At 70.5% G+C, this 17,114-nt stretch carries 16 protein-coding genes; 7 read left to right on the top strand and 9 right to left on the bottom strand.

Going from position 1 to position 17,114, the window contains the following annotated elements:
• Nucleotides 1-29: 29 nt before the first annotated feature.
• The 4 genes from ACFRKB_RS35005 to ACFRKB_RS34990 all read right to left on the bottom strand — a co-directional run bounded on the left by ACFRKB_RS35005 (nucleotide 30) and on the right by ACFRKB_RS34990 (nucleotide 1,778).
• Nucleotides 30-416 (bottom strand): DciA family protein, encoded by a 387-nt coding sequence (locus ACFRKB_RS35005; protein ID WP_383110694.1) that lies wholly within the window; start codon nucleotides 414-416, stop codon nucleotides 30-32.
• A gap of 165 nt (nucleotides 417-581) precedes the next feature.
• The gene (locus ACFRKB_RS35000) at nucleotides 582-773 is read right to left on the bottom strand and encodes a hypothetical protein (protein WP_383110693.1); all 192 of its coding nucleotides are present in this window, start codon (nucleotides 771-773) and stop codon (nucleotides 582-584) included.
• Nucleotides 774-823: 50 nt separating this feature from the next.
• The gene (locus ACFRKB_RS34995) at nucleotides 824-1,099 is read right to left on the bottom strand and encodes a hypothetical protein (RefSeq protein ID WP_383110644.1); all 276 of its coding nucleotides are present in this window, start codon (nucleotides 1,097-1,099) and stop codon (nucleotides 824-826) included.
• A 148-nt stretch (nucleotides 1,100-1,247) separates the two neighbouring features.
• Entirely contained in the window at nucleotides 1,248-1,778 is a 531-nt protein-coding gene (locus ACFRKB_RS34990; protein ID WP_383110643.1) for a hypothetical protein, read from the bottom strand.
• 444 nt (nucleotides 1,779-2,222) lie between these two features.
• Here ACFRKB_RS34990 and tcmP point away from each other — a divergent pair, with 444 nt between their 5' ends.
• Nucleotides 2,223-3,380, top strand: a complete 1,158-nt coding sequence (gene tcmP, locus ACFRKB_RS34985; RefSeq protein WP_383110642.1) for a three-Cys-motif partner protein TcmP — start codon at nucleotides 2,223-2,225, stop codon at nucleotides 3,378-3,380.
• Between the two features lie 3 nt (nucleotides 3,381-3,383).
• On the opposite strand, the gene ACFRKB_RS34980 is transcribed toward tcmP, so the two are convergent.
• The 5 genes from ACFRKB_RS34980 to ACFRKB_RS34960 form a co-directional block, all read right to left on the bottom strand.
• Nucleotides 3,384-4,130, bottom strand: coding sequence for a DUF5131 family protein (locus tag ACFRKB_RS34980; RefSeq protein ID WP_383110641.1), 747 nt, complete (start codon nucleotides 4,128-4,130; stop codon nucleotides 3,384-3,386).
• 230 nt (nucleotides 4,131-4,360) lie between these two features.
• Nucleotides 4,361-5,203: a DciA family protein gene (locus ACFRKB_RS34975; RefSeq protein WP_383110640.1), complete on the bottom strand. Its 843-nt coding sequence runs from the start codon at nucleotides 5,201-5,203 to the stop codon at nucleotides 4,361-4,363.
• A complete protein-coding gene (locus tag ACFRKB_RS34970; protein WP_383110639.1) occupies nucleotides 5,200-7,770 on the bottom strand; it encodes a hypothetical protein in 2,571 nt (856 codons plus the stop codon). The genes ACFRKB_RS34975 and ACFRKB_RS34970 overlap by 4 nt, the downstream gene beginning before the upstream one ends.
• A 1,195-nt stretch (nucleotides 7,771-8,965) precedes the next feature.
• Complete coding sequence (locus tag ACFRKB_RS34965) at nucleotides 8,966-9,754, bottom strand: hypothetical protein (RefSeq protein ID WP_383110638.1); 789 nt, start codon at nucleotides 9,752-9,754, stop codon at nucleotides 8,966-8,968.
• A gap of 118 nt (nucleotides 9,755-9,872) precedes the next feature.
• A complete protein-coding gene (locus ACFRKB_RS34960) occupies nucleotides 9,873-10,793 on the bottom strand; it encodes a sigma-70 family RNA polymerase sigma factor (RefSeq protein WP_383110637.1) in 921 nt (306 codons plus the stop codon).
• A gap of 373 nt (nucleotides 10,794-11,166) precedes the next feature.
• Here ACFRKB_RS34960 and ACFRKB_RS34955 point away from each other — a divergent pair, with 373 nt between their 5' ends.
• The 6 genes from ACFRKB_RS34955 to ACFRKB_RS34930 all read left to right on the top strand — a co-directional run bounded on the left by ACFRKB_RS34955 (nucleotide 11,167) and on the right by ACFRKB_RS34930 (nucleotide 16,909).
• A complete protein-coding gene (locus tag ACFRKB_RS34955; protein ID WP_383110636.1) occupies nucleotides 11,167-11,982 on the top strand; it encodes a hypothetical protein in 816 nt (271 codons plus the stop codon).
• A gap of 186 nt (nucleotides 11,983-12,168) precedes the next feature.
• Entirely contained in the window at nucleotides 12,169-12,744 is a 576-nt protein-coding gene (locus ACFRKB_RS34950; RefSeq protein ID WP_383110635.1) for a WhiB family transcriptional regulator, read from the top strand.
• 141 nt (nucleotides 12,745-12,885) lie between these two features.
• On the top strand, nucleotides 12,886-13,359 hold the full coding sequence (locus tag ACFRKB_RS34945) for a hypothetical protein (RefSeq protein WP_383110634.1): 474 nt from the start codon (nucleotides 12,886-12,888) through the stop codon (nucleotides 13,357-13,359).
• 427 nt (nucleotides 13,360-13,786) lie between these two features.
• Complete coding sequence (locus ACFRKB_RS34940) at nucleotides 13,787-14,002, top strand: hypothetical protein (RefSeq protein ID WP_383110633.1); 216 nt, start codon at nucleotides 13,787-13,789, stop codon at nucleotides 14,000-14,002.
• A gap of 247 nt (nucleotides 14,003-14,249) precedes the next feature.
• The gene (locus ACFRKB_RS34935; protein WP_383110632.1) at nucleotides 14,250-14,627 is read left to right on the top strand and encodes a hypothetical protein; all 378 of its coding nucleotides are present in this window, start codon (nucleotides 14,250-14,252) and stop codon (nucleotides 14,625-14,627) included.
• A gap of 146 nt (nucleotides 14,628-14,773) precedes the next feature.
• Nucleotides 14,774-16,909 carry a DUF2637 domain-containing protein gene (locus ACFRKB_RS34930; protein ID WP_383110631.1) on the top strand — a complete coding sequence of 712 codons (2,136 nt, stop codon included), beginning with the start codon at nucleotides 14,774-14,776 and terminating at the stop codon, nucleotides 16,907-16,909.
• The last annotated feature ends 205 nt before the right edge of the window (nucleotides 16,910-17,114 follow it).

The raw sequence follows: 17,114 nt of genomic DNA, 5'->3' as shown, positions 1-17,114 counted from the left end.
CCTTCCTGCCGAAGCCGTCTGAACGCCCTTCACACTCTCACGCGCCGCATCCTCGGGTTAGGTATGTCGATCCCGGTCCGATGCGAGGTCGACGAATGGTGATCACTGGGTGGGGTAGCCGCAACGGCGCTACCCCAGGTCGTGCCGGTACTCCGGAGCATCAGATGCCTTCGGCGGCCGAGTTTTACCGCGTAAAAGTCCGAGGCCACCAGTTGCTCGCGCGGCCAGACTTTTACGCGGTAAAACTGCGAGACCTTCAGAGGGCGTCGAGTAGGCCTTGGGCGACCTTCGACGGTTCGGCCCGCTGCCTTGTTGGCGGCCGCGATGACGCGGGTCTGCTCCAGGCGGGTCTGCGTCGCCCAGGCTGATGTCTCCGGGCACACGGTGAGCCGACCGGAGTCCAGGTCGTACGACATGGCGGCGACGTGCCCGGCCAGATCGGGGGCGATGGCCGCCACCGCTGGCGCAGCGTGGCGCCGGCGGCCGGGAGTTCCCAGGCCCGTTCGGTGACCAGCGCGCCGATCGCCGCTCCAAGGCCCATCGGCTCGCGTCCGTCGTGCCGCGCTGCTCGCCTGGCGCGGTCAGATGTAGACGACGCGGACGACGGTGACGGTGAGCACGGTGTCGCTGACGTAGTAGCGGATGACGACGCTGCTGATGGTGGCCTCGCGGCGGTCTTCGGCGTCTTTGACGGGGGTGGAGTCGTGTCCGTACGGGTCGGCGGCCAGGCGTTGCATCCCTGCGTCGAAAGCGGCCCGCAGGGTTCGGGGCATGGCGTGGCGGGCTTGGTCGGCGGGCGGGGCGTACTGGATCAGGTAGCGGCTCACGCCACCTCCGAGTCGGTGGTGTCGGCCTGTGTGGCGCCGATGTCCTCGCCGCGGGCCAGGCGCTCGAAGAGGGAGTCGTCCTCTTCGTCGGCGCCGGTGCCGGCCAGCGCCCAGCGCACTAGGGCGGCGGGGAGTTCGGCGGCGGGGACGTGCTCGATCTCGCGGTCGAACTCGGCTGCCTGTCCGGCCTTCATGGTGGCGCGGATGGCCGCGATGGTTCCGGGCAGTTCTACGAGCTCGCCGCCGATGACGGTCTTGAGGGTGGCGTCCACGGTGGGCCTCCTTCCTGCCTCGTACGGTACGCCCGCCCGCACAACCGCCCCGGCTTCTCGCCGGAAGTCGGATCGCACAGTCGGCGCGGCGGTCATGGCCTGGCCTTGGGGTTCGGCTCGTACGGGCGAAACCCAGACCCCTGGGGGGTCAGCTCTTTGCGGACGGTCCGGATGAGGGCTGCGAACCGGCGGACACCGCCGCGTCGTCGACGACGGCCTGGGGGATCTCCGCAGGCATCTGGCCGGGCTTGATCCGGTCGACCACCGGGGCGAGCGCGTTGTACATACGCCGCGCCAGCGGACCGTCGTCGTCGCTGGCATTGGTCATGTGGCCGGGGTGAGCTTCGTAATCCAGCTTGCGTAGGTATTCGACCAGTTGCGGACCGGTGAGCGTCACAGTGACGAGACCACGCGCCCCCTGCTCGCCGCCGAGCTTGCGGGGCTTGACCTCGTCGAACGTCGTGGAGCCGGAATCACCTCGCATGCTGTCGCGAGTCTCGTCCCACATGTCCCGGGTGCACGTGATCTCGAACCTGGCGACACCAGCCGCCTTGTCGAGCCGCGAGGCGTGCTCAGGAGGCGACTGTGTCAGCATCCCGCCGCAGGCGGTGGTGAGGGAGAGGGCGGAGGCCAGGACGACAGTGCGCCGTAGGCGCCGGAGGCGTTGGTATGAACTCACCGGCAATGTCTACGGGAACCCATCCGTTCTTGCCGCCGGTTCTCCCGGAGATCACCAAAACGAGTCCGCCGACCCGCCGGCCGCCCCTCATTGCCTGGTGTAGCTGCTGCACAGGTCCGCGCGCCGTAGACGTCGGAGGCATTGGTATGAGCTCACCGGTGATGTCTACAAGGAACCCGGTCTCCCTCACCGCTGATTCCTCCGAAGATCACCGGAACGAGTCTGCGGCCGCACCGCGCTCTTCACAATGGCTGCACTCGCGGTCGGACCACGAAGCGCAGCCGTACGCGAGCCTTCCAGGGCTGCCTGAAGGGATGCGCCTGGGGGCGCGGGTCTTCCTCGCTGGCCCCAACTGGTCGAAAGTACCCCCCATCCTCTTTACGGAGCGTTACCGTTGCGTCAATATCGGTTAGTGCAATGCATTTCTGGGGCGGGGAGAAATTCATGGCAACGGGTACGGACAGGGACTATTGGGCCTCGCAGGCGCTTCCCAGTGTCTTGAAGCACAAGCTGTTGGGTCAGTACATCCCTCGGTTCGGCGGGATGACCGGCTCCCGGGGAGGCAAGGTCGTGTACCTGGACGGGTATGCGGGCGAGGGCCGCTACGAAAGCGGTGACGCCGGCTCTGCGGAGCTCGCGATGCAGGTGGCGGCCCATCACCTGGAGAAGAACGCCTTGCTGTGGAACTGCTTCTTCGTTGAGCAGAAACCCGATTCGGTCGCCCGACTGGAGCAGGTCGCCGCCGATTACCGGGCCAAGGGCGTGGACGCCAGGGTGCACCACGGCGATGTCGACGGAGTGCTGGATGAGGTCCTGCGCGCCGCTGGCGGTCTTCCGCTGTTCTTGTTCCTCGATCCGTGCGGTCTGGGGCTGCCGTTCGACCGGATCGTGGAAACGCTCAACCAGCGGCGCAGCGCTCCGGGCCGGTGGCAGCCGACCGAGTTCCTGATGAACTTCAGCATGGACGCGGTACGCCGCTTGGGCGGCAACGCCCGCTCCGTCCGGGGGCTGGAACGCTCCTCCGAGACCTTCGACAAAGCGTGCGGCGGTCCGTGGTGGCGAGAGCACTTCCGCCCGGACCAGCCGGCCGTAGCGAACGTGGACGAAGTCGTGGCTGCCCAGTACGCCCAGCGGCTGAGGGAGAAGACCGGCATGTTCGTGCACTCGGTGCCGGTCATCCGTAAGCCCGGCCAGAAAGCGGTGTACCACCTGGTGTTCGGCACCCGCAGCGAGCACGGCCTGTGGTTCTTCGGCGACGCGGCCGCCCGGGCCCGAGACGCGTGGTGGGAGAAACTTGAGATCAAGGAAGAGAGAGAAGAGGACGCTCTCTTCTCCGTGGCTTCAGTGGTACGTCCGGATCCGCAGGAGGTGACGGACGCTGCGGTGCCGGCCATGGCCGACAACATGGCGCGGATCCTCGACCGGCAGAAGCGGCCCTTCAAGTTGCTCAACCACACGCTGGAAGTGTTCGGCGACTACTTCGGTCAGGTCACCGAGCCCGCCGCACGCAAGGCCGTCAAGCTGCTGCACAGCAACGGCCTGACGGCCAGTACGGGCGTCGGAGGAAGGACTCACGAACTCATCGTGGAGCCCCCTCGGTGAAGATCAGGCACCGGTGAGGATGGGCATCTGATCCCAGGTACGGCCCTGCAGGGCGCGGCCGCCCGCCTTCGGTGTGTGGCCGCCCCACTGCTTGAAGAAGAACGCCACCTGCTCGTCCAGGCACAGATCACGGATCTGCGTCACCCATTCCTCGTCCATCGGCCGGTGCCGGGGCCCGGACTCGCCGCCCGTGATCACCCAGTGGATGCCCTCCAGGTCCAGCCCGTCCAGCGGCCCCAGCAGCGGCTCGCAGGACAGGAACCGCACGGCCGCGGGCACCTGCCGCAGGTCGTCGACCCGGGGTAGCTCCTTCGCGGTTTCCACCGAGACGCCCATCCAGAGGTTCGCCGGCCACACCAGCTGGTCGGCGACCTGCCGCAGGCGCCTCGCCCGTTTGGTCAGCACCTGGTACGTGTGCTGCGGGGTGTCCGCCATGACCTCAAAGACCTGCCGGACGAAGTCCAGCGGAACCCGGGCGTGGAACAAGTCGCTCATGGAGTTCACGAACACGGTCCGCGGGCTCTTCCACCCGTACGGAACATCCAGTGCGTCCGGATGCACCGTCAGGCCGAAGCCCGGCCCCGACGTCCGAGGATCTCCGTCATTCTGGTACTTTGCCGCCCCCATCGCCTTCAACCGCTTGGCCAAGGTCAGCGCGTAGCAGTTGTCGCACCCGGAGGAGACCCGGTCACACCCCGTCGTCGGGTTCCATGTCGCCTCGGTCCACTCAATCGCGCTTCGATCGCTCATTCAATTCCTCCCCGCCGCCCGACCGCTCCCACCTGACGCGGGACGGCATGCTTAACGAACCAGAACGGGCGTCGACACCCGGCCATCCAACCACCCCAACACCGCCTGCCCATCAGGTATCCACGACCTGCACAGCAGCCACGACACATGCGGCACCGGAGGACCGCGAGCACCGCTCAGTCCCTCTCCCGCCCGGGGTGTCGCCAGTGCCTCCCGGGCTGCTGGCCGGCTCACGCCGTACGCCCAAGCGGCGACTCGCCCTGTGGCACCAGCCCGGCCCGCTCGGCTGCGAGCCTGCGCAGCGCCCGTGCGTGGCTGACCTCCATGGACGCCGCCCTCTCCGCCGCCTCGGACGCGACCCTCACCGCCTCAGCTCTGGCGAGCGTCTCCTCCAGGGCGGCCTGGCTGTAGCCGAAAAGGCGCTCCGGCTCGCGCATGCGGGGGCTGGCGGTGTGCCGGTCCCGCGCGGCCTGGACCTCCGGGTCGACCGGCCGGTCGGACTTGTGGGCACGGAGCTCCGCCTTGGCCCGGTGGTAGCCGGCAGGCGCGGTCTGACGTTTCCTCGCTGGCCCGGCGGGCGCAGCCGGCTGCGGCGCCGGGGCGGCGGCCGCCGTGGCGGGGCCGCTCATAACGGGTGCGGGTGGCAGGACGTGCAGGGTGCGGACCGCCGCTCTTTTCACCTGCTGGTTGGCCTGGGCGATCAGTTTTTCCGACGTCCAGCGCAACTTGGTGCCGTAGGCCGGGGCGTCGGGGGCGACGTCCAGGCGGCCGGTTTCGGCGTCGAACCTCACCGCCTGAACGTGCCCGGTGAGCTCGGGCGCGGCCGCGGCGAGGATGGTCTCCCACTGGGCGAGGACGCTTCCGCCGGCGGCCGGGGCGACCATGCCGCGCTCGGTCATCATCATGCCGATCGCCGCGCCGAGCCCGAGCGGTTCGCGTCCGTCACGGCGTACGGCCGTGCCGGTGCGCCGCTTCGGTTTTTCCTTCCGGGAGGCGCCGTTCTTCTTCGCTGCCTCCCGGGCCGCGACCAGGGCCTGGCGCGCGAGGTCGACCCCGCTCAGCTCGCTGCTCACGCCATCACCGCCCCGGCCGTGTCGTCGTCCAGCGGGCGCGCGGCGAGATCCGGTAGCCGGTCCGCCCACGGCGCGGACCCGGACGCCTTGGTACGGGCGGCGGCCTGCTCGCGCAGCTGCTCCAGCCGCGCCGCCAGCAGGTACTGCGCGGTGCGCTCCCTCGCTGTGTCGGCGGCCTTCGTCGCGGCGGCGACGGCGTCCGCGCCGTGCGGGTTGTGCTTGAACCAGCGCCGTCCCTGCTCGGTCTTGTACGCCCGGCGAGCCTCCGCTTCGGCTTCCTCGGTCCGACCCAGCCGTCCCAGCGCGCTGCTGCGGTACTCCGGCACAGCCTGCTCCACCGCCTGGAGCGCGGCGAAGGCGAGCACGGATGCCGCACCGGCCGGGTCCGCGTCCAGCTCGCCCGGCTCCACCATCGCCATGAACTCGCCCTGAGCCTTCGCGATGTCGGCCGCCAGCGCCTCCCGGACGTGGTCGGTGACGGCGGCGACGTCGGCCGCGTCGGTCAGGTCGGCCGCCCAGGTCGCGGCGACCATTCCGGCCTCCACGATCAGGGCCTCGGTCCGGCGCCGGTAGCCGCACGCCTCGCACAGCCCGGCCGCCCGCTGCTGCCCGCAGTCCGCGCACACCAGCTCCTGGCGCACCGCGCCGGCGGCGGCGGCCGCCGCCGCGCGTTCGGCCTCCGCCCGCTCCTGGGCAGCCACGCGGGCCGCATCTCGGCGGGCCTGCTGCTCGCGGGCCTGCTCCCGGCGCCACACGAAGTCCTCCGCCTCGATGGCCGCCTGCTCGCGCAGCCGCTCCTCGATGACGCGCCGATGCTCGCCGTCGGACAGGCCGGACAGCTCCCGGTCGACCTCCGCGCCGATCCGCGCACGGCGGGCCCGACGGAGGTGAATCACGTTCGCGCAGTTCTCGCACCCGGTCCCGGTGTCCAGCCGGATCCCGTCGTCGCAGCGCCGGTCCGAGCAGGACGGCCGCTGGACCAGGCCCCGCCGGATCAGCCACCCGTACGGGCCGGTGACCAGGGCCTCGCCGCCGGTCTCCTCCAGGCGGTCGGTGAGCCGGTCGGCCAACAGCCGCGGCGCACCGCCCGGCAGCGCCAGCAGACCCTCCAGACGAGCCAGCTCCGTCTTCGCCGCCGCCTCCACCTGGTCCTGCTGCCACCCAGACAGCCGCTCCCACAGCCACGAGACCGGCCCCAGTGCCACCCGCAGACAAAGATCAGCCGGAAGACCCACCCTCCGCCGCTGCTGCGCCTTTCCACCACCCACGGCCTTCGGCCGGCCACCGGTACCAGCCCCGGCAGCGCGCTGCTCCACCCGCTCATCGACCGGGGACTCCTTCGGCTTTTCCCCGCGAAGCGGGCCGCCCTCCGCCACCGGCGACCCGGTCTCGGCAACGGCGTTCTCGCCGTCGGCGGCCTGGTCCTCGCCCGCGGACGCGCGCTCCGGCCGACGGCCTTCAGCCCCACGGCCTTCGCCGGAAAAACCACCAGAGAGCTGCGGAGGAACTACGGGAGTAACCACAGAAGCGTGGTCTGCGTGGAGCTCTGCACCATCAGGACGCTCCTGATCTGCTGCCCCCTCAGTGTCCTCAGCACCACCGACGCCAGGCGTACCAAGGGCACCAGCAGCACCGGCCGGAGCATGATCTCCGAACGCACCATTGGGACGCGCCGAAAACACGGACCCGGGCCCCGAAACGGCCTCCACAGAGGCCAGCTTGCGGCCGTATGCGCAGGCGACCGGCAGCAGCATGACCCGGCCTCGACCGCACATCCGCGTCGACGTCGCCTTGCGCTGCCGCGCCACGACACCGGCCTCCGTCAACCTGGCCAGCACCTTCCGCGCACCCGAGGGTGAGCAGCCCAGCAATCGCGCCAGCGTCGCCGCCCCGCGCCCCTCGCGCTTCTTCACCGAGCCGCCGCACAACTGCAGCCAGCCCGACGCCCTCGTGTTCAGCACCATCAGCAACAGCCCGAGCCGGTCGGTCGCCGCGCCCTTGCCCGTCCGGCCGGCCAGCAGCCCCGGCGGCGTCGGCTCCTTGTTCTCCGGCGTCCAGCCGTGCCCGAACAGCGCCTCGCACAGGCGCAGCAGCGTCGCCAGCTCCGCCTTCGTCAGCGCCAGCGGGTGGCCCGCTCCCGAGCCGTGGTGGGCGTTCCACAGCGGCATGACCAGGCAGTCCAGCCCGGTCGGGTGCCCCTTCGCATCCGTCACCACCTGCGTGTGCACCGCGCCTGAGCCGCGGAGCACGGGAAGCACCTTGTGGTGGACCGTCGACTCCTTCACGCCCATCCACCGACCGAGCTCCGCTCCCCAGGTAGAGGTCTGGAGGTCGTTCATCTCGCCCTTGGGCGCCCGGGACTTCGCGTACAGCACTACCGCCGCCAGCTTCGGTGCGTCCTTCAACCCGACGATTGACGGGTCCGCCAGCAGCGCCTGGACCGCGTCGCGCAGCCGCAGCCGCATCGTGCGACCGAGGCGCAGCGGGTCGGCCGGACCGTCGCCGCCCGCCTGCCCGGAGGCCGGCACCGGCAGCGCACGCCGCTGACGAGGAAGGAACCCAGCCACGGCACCGTCGATCGAGTTGGCGACGAACTCCGACGACGAGCCGTCAGTACCACCTCGGAGAGCCGCAACGTCGTCCCCGGAATACTCCAGCGGAGCGGCCACCGCCGCCGCGGCGCTCACTGGGCACCCACGCAGATGGACGGAAACTCAAGATCGGGACAGAGCCCGCCGGGCCTGGTGATGAAGGAAGGAAAGATCACGGCGGCACACTCGGCCGCCGAGGGGTTAGCCCCGCAAGTCCCTCCGGGAACACGATCGATGGCCGGCCGAAGGACGCGCGGTCCCAGCTGCTGGTGGAGGTACGGCTGATGCATCCCGGCAGCGTCGGCCGCGCAGGCTGTGGACAGAGACCGCCGTCCCGCGCGGCGGGCATCCGCCAAGGGATATCCCGCAGAGGGGGAAACGATCACGGAAACTGTCCCGTCCCACAGGACGGCGCGGACCACGTGACGCGTCCGAACTACGGAACGGGCGCGTGTGACGTTGCTCTCAACCGAGCAATAGCACAGGCACGCATGCAGCACACGGGCACGCCAAAGCTGGCGCCCCACCTGGGTGTCGTGCAAAATGAAACCGTCCTTCCCGCACGGCGGGAAGCACGATGGGAGCCTCCCGCGAGGGTGGCTTGGTTCTGGTGGAACCTGAAAGTTGGACCGTTCGAAGCCGGCTGGCACCGGGTCGAACAACCCCTCCGGGAAGCCCTGGCAGGCCAGACCGGAGACGTGATGGGCACTGAGCCCAGGTGACGCCAATCACCTGGTGGCTGAGTGACCCGGGGCGGCATGAAGACCCGAAAGGGCGCCGCCCCCGCAGACTTACGTCATCCCGGCCCCCTTATCGGAGGAGTTGACCGGAGCGTGCGTGGACAGCACGAACACCCCGTCGAAGAACCAGCAACCCATGCGGCTGCTGACCCCACGGCGGGGTGCGGTGTGTCGGGTGTCGGGTACGGGTACCCTGATCACGTCGGCACCTTCCTGTGGATAGAAAAGGTGTGCGGCAGGCCCCAGGACCCCTCCTACAAGGTCCTTCGGCCACGTGGCCCCTCTCGCCTTACTCAAGGGCGATCGACGGGGCCACTTTTCTTTTTGATCAACGTCGGGGGCCACTGTACCGGTCCGGCGATACTCTGGGTGCCCCTGGGGTTCACGTGTCGTCACCGGAGGGCCGTTGAACAGGGCCGGTCGCCGGACGATCAATGCAACCCCCGCAGTTCCCGCAGATGGGCGCGGAGTTCGGCCAGTACTCTCTCCGGCTGCCCGTCGTAGGAGACCAGTGTGGGCTGCCCGATACGGACGTACGCGGCTGTTGCATCGTCTGATCGCTTGAACCGCGGCCACCGCTCGCCGATTGGATCGGCGAGCTCGACTTCGCGGGTACGAGCGATCAGGGCCGCAGGTCCTTCCATCCGTAGGAGGTCGAGCAGTTGGGCCCACGTGAGGGCGCCGAACGAGTCGACGAGACGGCTTGCACCGTCCGTCAGCAGTGCGGCCTGCTGGACCTTGGCGAGGTTGACGGTGCCCGTGAGTGCCTCGTCCGCTGCGGCCGGGTCGGTCGCAGCAACCCAGTAGCCACCGGGGTGGTTGCGGAGACGCCGCTGTACGGAGACCAGTTCGGAAACGCGAGCCGCGTGCTCGGGGGTGCCCGTGGGCCCCTGGAGAGCGGCCTGCATCTTCTCGCCAGCCACCTCCTCAACCCGCTTGTCGGTGACCGTCTGGATACCTTCGCCTCCGAGGTCGAGCACCAGCACGTTGTCGGAGAGCACCAGGTAGTCGAGGACGTTGTCACGCTTGCGGATCATCACGACTGTGGAGGCCGGGACAGCCTCCTGGTTCAACGCACAGGTGTCGCTGTGAAGGTCGTTGACCTTGGCGATGGCGGTCCGTAGTGCTTCACGCAGGGAGACCGCGTTGTCGCCGATCAGGTTGATCAGGTGAGTGCCGAGCTGTCGTACGAACCATGGGGTGCCATGGATGCACCCCATCGGCAAGTCCTTCGGGGCGGACAGGCCATCCAGTACCACTACCCCGGTAGGGCTGACCTGGACCGTGTCTTCGTTCGCAGTGCCCACACCCTGGGTCGATGCCATGGATACCTGCACGTCATGCCCCTTCCGGGCGGTAGAACGGCGTGATGCGCTGGCTCTCGACGATCTGCAGTGTCTCAGGATCGAAGCGGCTGGAGATCAAGGTTGAGAACCGCTTCGCCTTGAGCTCGCGGTGAACGTTGGCCAGCTCCTTGTTGAGCCAGTGGACGACGCCTCCGGAACCGCGGGCGTGGATGCCGGCGATGTAGAGGAAGGTGCCCTGACCGTCGGGGCGCGGGAGCCGGCCGAAGTATGCGATGTCCCCGTTCTCACCATGGTCCATCGGTGAGCGGTAGACCTCACCTGTGCTCCGGTCAGTCAAGTACCAGCCGTCAGCATCCTTGCCGAACCGCAGGTGGAGATCACTTTCGAGGATTTGCTCGATCAGAGATGACAGCCGAGGGCCGCAGATGACGACGAGGTTGTTCCGGTTGAGCCGAACGTTGCCGCCGAGAGGGATGCGCTCGAATGCGATCTCAAGGCCCACGTCTTCGGCCAGTTCACGCAGGCGTTCGTAGGTCTGAACATCCTCTGTGGCGATGACGGGCCCCTGAACGGGCTTGTTCCGACCGTCCTGCAGCTTGCCGTCTTCCAGCTTCTCGGCGAGGGCGACAACGACCCTCCCGGAACCCAAGAATAGACGCTCGGGTGGTGCCCCCTTGGCGAGCTGACTCACACGACCCTTGCTGATGCCGAGCTCCGCTGCCAGTTGAGTGCTGTTCAGCGTGCCCACACGCAGCGTCTCGTTCATCGCTTCGTTGCGTACGACCTGGAACTCGTTGCCGTAGTCCTGCACTCGGCCGACGAGACCGTGCGCAACTTTCGCCCGCTCCAGGGGGTCGGCCAACTCCTTCAACTGAGACAACGTGACGTCGAAAGCCACGTCCAGCTGCTCCTTCAACGACAGCTGATCTCCGTCGAGTCGTTCCTGCTCCATGTGTGCCTCCCTTCATGGGTCATGTTTACCTCACTAAACCCTACCTGTTCAAGGTGGTTGACGCGTGCTGTCGGTGAGCCTATGGTTTCGGTGGCGGGGAGGTTTAGGGCGCTAAATCCACTCGTTGCGTCAGCTATATCTGCACTTCAAGCGCCCGCGCACCACCGCAAAACAGCAGGAGTCACTGCTCTTCGGAGCGGCGGCAGTGGGGTGAGCCGAGCTCCCCCGGCCTAGGCGCCTGTACCGAATAGCTCCACCTGATTCACCTCGAACAGCGCTGCTGCGCTGTCTGTCCGCCAGGACCACCAGCCGAAAGGCCGGCCTGGCGCGGCAGAGAAGGCAGCACCCGCAACCCCGTCGTCAGGAGGTTTCGATGCCCCGCATCCGTCCCGGCCGTAACCGGTCCAAGAACACCAACCGCCGTGCGCCCCTGCTGCTCAGCAGCATGGCGCCGGAGGACTTCAACGTCCGTCCGGACGAAGTGAAGTCGATCGCCTGCCCCGACTGCCGCACCTGGCGCCGGATCATGGGCGACAAGGTCCTCAAGATCCGTGAGCACTGCATCTCCGACAAGGTCGCGGAAGGCGAGAAGCACACAGCCTGCCCCGGCAGTGACCAGGTCGTGGAAGTCGACATCGACGTGCGGCGGTGGCAGGCCCGGCAGAACTGGCTGCTGCGGGACGCGATGCCGCAGGACAACCGGCGCGCGGCCCAGCAGTTCTACAAGCCCCTCCCGGCCCCCGCCGCCCCGGTCTCCCGGATCACGGCGGAGGTCACGCTGGAGACGACCCGCCAGTCCTACCTCGCCCACCGCAAGGGATGCACGCGGTGCGTCAGTGGTCAGCACTGCACGGACGGCGACGTCCTCGCCCGCCGCTACGTCCTCGCCCTCCAGGAGGAGCCCGCCCGCCGCGAGGCCCGCGAGCAGCTGGAGCGCCAGGAGCGGCGTGCCGCGCGGAAGCAGGCTGAGCAGTGGTCGGCCGTGCGCAAGGAGCAGTGGGCCAAGCGCGGCGGCGAGGTGGTTGAGAAGGCGAACAACCGCTGCTCGGAGCGGACTTCGGGATCGCTCTCCGAGTTCCGCGGCCCCCGGCTCCCGCTGGCACCACAGGACGTGAAGGCGCACGAACAGCGACAGGCCGAACTGGGCAAGCAGTACGCGCAGAAGACCCTGGCCACGTCAGCCGCCTGACCCGCACCCAGAGACGATCGAACACGGCCCCGGCCGCCCCGCATCCAAGGGGGCGGCCGGGGCCGTGGCTGCTCGCGCACGAGCCCAACCAACAGACAAAGAGCGCCAACAACGAACCCCCGGGGGTACCGCCCCGGGGGCTCGCTCCATGCAGGCCGCCCCCCTTTTCGACGTAAGGAAACGACCGTGACAGTCAGGATGACAGCCACCGCCGCCCGCCGTACGCGACGCACCGTGCTCCAGGCCGCCGTCAACTCCGGCGCCCGCTGCGCGCGTCAGAACCTCGACCCCGCTCTCTTCTTCCGCGCTGACAGCGAGGGAGCTGACAGCGAGGGAGGGGAGGCCGTCGCCTGGCAGGCCCGGCGCGCAGCCGCGATCGGCGTCTGCGCTCTGTGCCCCGTCCGGGCGGCCTGTGAGGAACTCGCACTGCGCGACGGCGACGGGGACCGGGCCACCGACGACCTGGTCCGCGGCGGCGTCTCGGGCCAGAACCTCGCGATCACCCGCGAGATCCGCCAGGCCGACCGGATCACCGCCGCGACCGCCGCCGACCGCGACGACGAATGGCAGCAGCTGGTCGAACTCACCGTCGCCGCGCGGACGGAAGCGCTCAAGAACCCCGACCGCCGCAGCGCCGGCGGTCCCCGCAAGAGCGCCCAGTCCCAGGCCGCCCAGAACCGCCGGATCCACAGCCTCACCGAGCAGATCCGCACGATCCGTACCGCCCGGCGCGCCCGCACCGGCTGGGGCGCGGCGGCCTGACCGTCCTGCACGCGCCATGACCGCCGGCCCCGCTGAGGGTCCGGCGGCCGTGGGGTGTCCGCAGGACACCACGCAAAAACCGCCCGGGACTTGACCTCCCGGGCGGCACCACACAGGAACCCTGTAGGAAGGAAACCCCCTGTGCGAGCCACGATCATGACACGGCCGGTCCAGGTCGGCACCACCCCCACCACCACCCCCACTGAGCCGAGGCCGCGGGGCGACCGGCCCGTTGGCATCCCTCCGACTCCGACCCACGCCGGTCTGCTCTGCACCGGCCGTACGGTCCGTGCCGGACTGATCAAGGAGATGACGGAAGACGACGACAAGCGCGGTCCCGAGCGGGACGAGACGGACAACCGGTTCCGCCCCGTCGCGTTCTCGCTCGGTACCCCGCTGCTCGCCGACCCGGACCGGCAGCCGCTGCCGCAGCGTGAGCCGGGCAAGACCCTCGAGCCTGAGGACGCGTTGCACCGCCTGGTCGGTCATCTGGTCGCCGACGGCGACCAGCGGGCCGCACGAGCCGGACGCCGCGCCCGGCGCACGCTCCGGGAGATGTCCCCGGGCAGCGCCGTCCAGCCGCGGCTGGCCTTCACGGGATCGGCGGTCGCCTGATGACGAACCTCACGGAGGAAGAGCAGAAGGAGCTGTCCCGCAAAGTCGCCGAGCGGAACAAGCTCAGCCAGCAGAATCGGCGCGGCCTGTGACCAGCAAGCCGCAGTTGCCGATCAGGCCGACACCTCACGAAAGGGACGGGCGTAGTGGGGGCACGACACCCGCGCGCCCGCACCCCTCTTACTCCGGCCAGCGGGAGTCCTGATCCCGGACCCGCACATACGGGCCGCCCGCGCCGCACAGCACCGTGCGGCGTGGGCGGTCGCCCAGTTCGGGCACGCGCATCCCCTCGCCCGCGCGCTTTTGGCGGCCGCCGCGACGGTGGCCGCCAAGGCGTGGGAGGCCGGGCACCGCGTTCAAGAGATCCACCCGCCCCCGGCACCGGCCCCGGGGCGGCAGCGCGATCCCAAATCACAGGGAGCCCACCATGATCAGCGACGTTGACGCTCGCGAGCCCGTGCTCATCGACGACACCCCCACCCCCGGCGGAGCCACCGTCACCCGCCACCGGACAGCCGACGGCGCCGTGATCAGCGACTGCACGGCCTGCGGTGAGTACGCCTGGCCGCTGCTCCCCACCCGCGACCAGGCTCAGGAGCACGCCAGGACCTGCACCCGGCCGGCCCGCCGCTCTGCCGCCTGACGGACTGCAGGCTGCCTGATCCGCCCGCACCGACCGCTGAACCACGGCGGCCGGGTCGGGCGGTGACGGGGAGCCGGACAGCCCAGACCAGCTGATGCCACTCCCGCCCGGCGGGAGCCGCACCCAGTTTCCGGCCCGCCCCACAGCACATCGCAGACCGGCCGCCCGCCCCACGGGCCGCCGGGTTTTCGCACGCCTCCGGCCGGGATAAGCCCGGAGCCGGTGCACTTCAACGGAAGGACACGACATGGCACAGCAGCCTCAGACACAGGCCACCAAGCCGACGACCGCCTACTACATCAAGGGCGACATGGTCCTGTTCCGCGACGTCGAACGGTTCTGGCTCGGTCTGCCCGGCCACACGTTCGTCGGCCGGGTGGAGCGGTCCTGGCGGCACGCCTACACCGGCAAGGTCCTCTACGACCTGGTCGAGCTGAGCGGCAACCGCGCTCGCGCCGGGATCGACCCCGACTACATGCGGCCGCTCCCGGCGACGGACGCGATGCACGACATCGACACCGCGCCGCTGAGCGAGCCGGACACCGGGGCGATGACGCCGGCCGCCGTCGCCTGGCTGCGCCAGCACCTCGTGCAGGACGGCACCAAGCTGCCCGCCCAGCGCTGACCGCCTGCCCACAGCAAGACGGCCCTCCGAGTCCTCGGCATGAGAGCTGCCGGGGCCTCGGAGGGCCTGGTCACGACCCTACCGATCGACGCCGACCCGCGGTGACCTCTTCCACGGAGGCGCCGGAACGTAAGAGAGGAGTCCCTGTGGCCCCCAACACCGCCACCCGGCGCAGGCACAAGCCCGCGCCGACCGCGAAGCCCCGCAACGGCGGGCGTGGCAAGGCGTCGACGACGCCGGCCGCCATCCCCGCCCAGAGCACCGGCCCCGAGGACACCGCACTGCTGGTGTACCCGGAGGCCGACCCGGTCCTGGCCGACGCCGCCGACCGCGCCGCCGACCTCCGGGACCAGGCCGCCGACGAGGCCGCCCGCATCCTCGCCGACGGCGACACCCGCGCCGCTGAACTCCTGGACGGCGCGCGCACCGAGGCCGCCTCGATCACCGAGGCGGCCACCGCCGACCAGGCCCGCATCCTGGACAGCGCCCGGCACGACGCCGACCAGGTCCGCGCGGAAGCCGCCACCACCGCGGCCGCCGACGCCGACCAGGTCCGCGCCGACGCCGAAGCGACGGCGGAGCAGCTGCTCACCGACGCGCGCCGCGAGGCCGACACCGTCACCACGACGGCGACCGGCGAGGCCGACCAGGTCCTCACCGACGCCCGCCGCCAGGCGGAGGAGGTCACCACCACGGCGGCCGCGGAAGCCGAGCAGGTCCGGACCGGGGCCGGGCAGGCCGCCGCGAAGGCCCTCGCCGACGCGGAAGCCAAGCGCACCGAGCTGCTCGCCGGTGCGGAGCGCACCGCGGCTGAGACCCGCACTCGTGCCAGCACCGACGCCGAACAGGTGCTGGAGCGGGCGCGGGGCGAGGCCGACCGGATGCGCGAGAGCGCGGACGGCCAGGCCGTGCAGGTGCGGGCCGGAGCGGAGAAGGTGGCCGCCGGCCTTCGGCGGGACGCCGACCGCGCCCTGGCCGACGCCCGCACTTCTGCTGAGGAGCTGCGGACGGCGGTCGACAAGGACGTCGCCCGGCTGCGCGAGCAGGCCGAAGCCGACGCGAAGACGGCCCGGGAGGCGGCGGCGAAGGCCACGGCCGACCAGGCCGCCGCCGCGCAGGCCCGAGCCGAGGGCGAACGGATCCTGGAGGCAGCGACGCAGCGCACCGTGCAGCGGGCGCGGCGCCGGGAGATCCGGACCGAGTCGCGCGCCGCACGACGCAAGGCCCGCGACGAGGCCCGGCCCGCCGGCGGGGTGCCGCCGCTGTCCGGGCAGGAGCTGGTGCTGGTCGTCGGGATCGTCCTGGCGGCCGCGGTCGTCTCCACCCTCGGGCTGCTCTCCTCCTACACCGCGCTGGAGACCAAGGCGGCCGCCTGGGGCTGGGACTGGCCGTGGCTGCTCCCCGTCGGCATCGACGTCGCGATCCCCGCGTTCACCGGCGCCAACCTCATCCTCATCCGGATGGGCATGGAGCTCCGCTGGATCCGCTGGGTGCCCCGCGCGCTGACGGCGGTGACCGTCTACCTCAACTGGCAGGCATCGAGCACCCCCGGAGGCCGCCTCGGGCACGCCGCCCTCACGCTGCTCTGGGTGATCTTCTCCGAGATCGCCTCGCACGTGTACGGCACGCGGATCGGCGCGGTCACAGGCAAGAAGCGGATGGAGGCGGTGCGCCGCTCCCGCTGGATCCTCGCTCCCATCCCGACCGCCCGCCTTCGCCGCCGGATGATCCTGTGGGAGATCACCTCCTACGACGAAGCGCTCACCCGCCTCCAGGAGCAGACCTACCTGCGAGCGCAGCTCAAGGAGAAGTACGGCCGGCGGTGGCGGAGCAAGGCGCCGCTGGACCAGCGGATGGCGCTCAAGCTCGGTGAGGCGCCCGCCGCGCTCGCCGACACGCTCACCCCCGAGGGCGCTCACACCATCGAGCGGGTGGAGGAGAGCGCGCGCGCTCACCCCGACGTGAGCGCGCTCGCCTCCGGGGAGACGGACGGCGAGCGTGAGCGCCCGGCGCTCACCTCCGGCGCTCGCGAGGGTGAGCGCGCCACGGAGGACGACGACGCTCAGCGAGCGGACGGTGCGCTCACGCGCAGCGAGAGTGACGCGCTGACCGAGCGCCGCCACGCTCGCATCCGTCTGCTCTACATCGAGCTCGGGCGCCGCCCGCAGTGGACGGAGATCCGCGACGCGCTCACCGACGCGGGCCTGTCCGATGAGCCGGTCTCCCGTCCGACCGCTCAGCGTCTGCGCGCTCAGGTCGAAGAGGCCGCCCCGGGCGCGTAGGTGAGCGCCCGGTGAGCGCCGACGCGCTCACCCCTCTCGGTAGAACCCCTGCCGCTCATGGTCGCCCCCGGCCCGGGGGGGCCGGCCCCCGCGGGGGGGGGGGGCGGGTTGGGCATCCCCGGGGGGGGGGGCCGCGGGGGGCTGCCGGGGGGCGCCGGGCCGCACGGGCGCCGGGGCGGCGGCAGCGGGCTTCGCGGGCGCGGCG

Origin of the sequence: Streptomyces scopuliridis, from assembly GCF_042790125.1 — a bacterium.
GTDB classification, from domain to species: domain Bacteria; phylum Actinomycetota; class Actinomycetes; order Streptomycetales; family Streptomycetaceae; genus Streptomyces; species Streptomyces scopuliridis_A.
Note: the sequence above shows the minus strand (reverse complement) of the source record. Positions and strands in the feature narration are given on the sequence as shown.

Bases quoted from the DNA above. Each gene is read 5' to 3' on its own strand.
- ACFRKB_RS34960 (WP_383110637.1), bottom strand. From the start codon at position 10,793: ATGGAGCAGGAACGACTCGACGGAGATCAGCTGTCGTTGAAGGAGCAG.
- tcmP (WP_383110642.1), top strand. From the start codon at position 2,223: ATGGCAACGGGTACGGACAGGGACTATTGGGCCTCGCAGGCGCTTCCC.
- ACFRKB_RS34935 (WP_383110632.1), top strand. From the start codon at position 14,250: ATGGCACAGCAGCCTCAGACACAGGCCACCAAGCCGACGACCGCCTAC.
- ACFRKB_RS35005 (WP_383110694.1), bottom strand. From the start codon at position 416: ATGTCGTACGACCTGGACTCCGGTCGGCTCACCGTGTGCCCGGAGACA.
- ACFRKB_RS34940 (WP_383110633.1), top strand. From the start codon at position 13,787: ATGATCAGCGACGTTGACGCTCGCGAGCCCGTGCTCATCGACGACACC.
- ACFRKB_RS34980 (WP_383110641.1), bottom strand. From the start codon at position 4,130: ATGAGCGATCGAAGCGCGATTGAGTGGACCGAGGCGACATGGAACCCG.
- ACFRKB_RS34955 (WP_383110636.1), top strand. From the start codon at position 11,167: ATGCCCCGCATCCGTCCCGGCCGTAACCGGTCCAAGAACACCAACCGC.
- ACFRKB_RS35000 (WP_383110693.1), bottom strand. From the start codon at position 773: ATGCCCCGAACCCTGCGGGCCGCTTTCGACGCAGGGATGCAACGCCTG.
- ACFRKB_RS34965 (WP_383110638.1), bottom strand. From the start codon at position 9,754: ATGGGGTGCATCCATGGCACCCCATGGTTCGTACGACAGCTCGGCACT.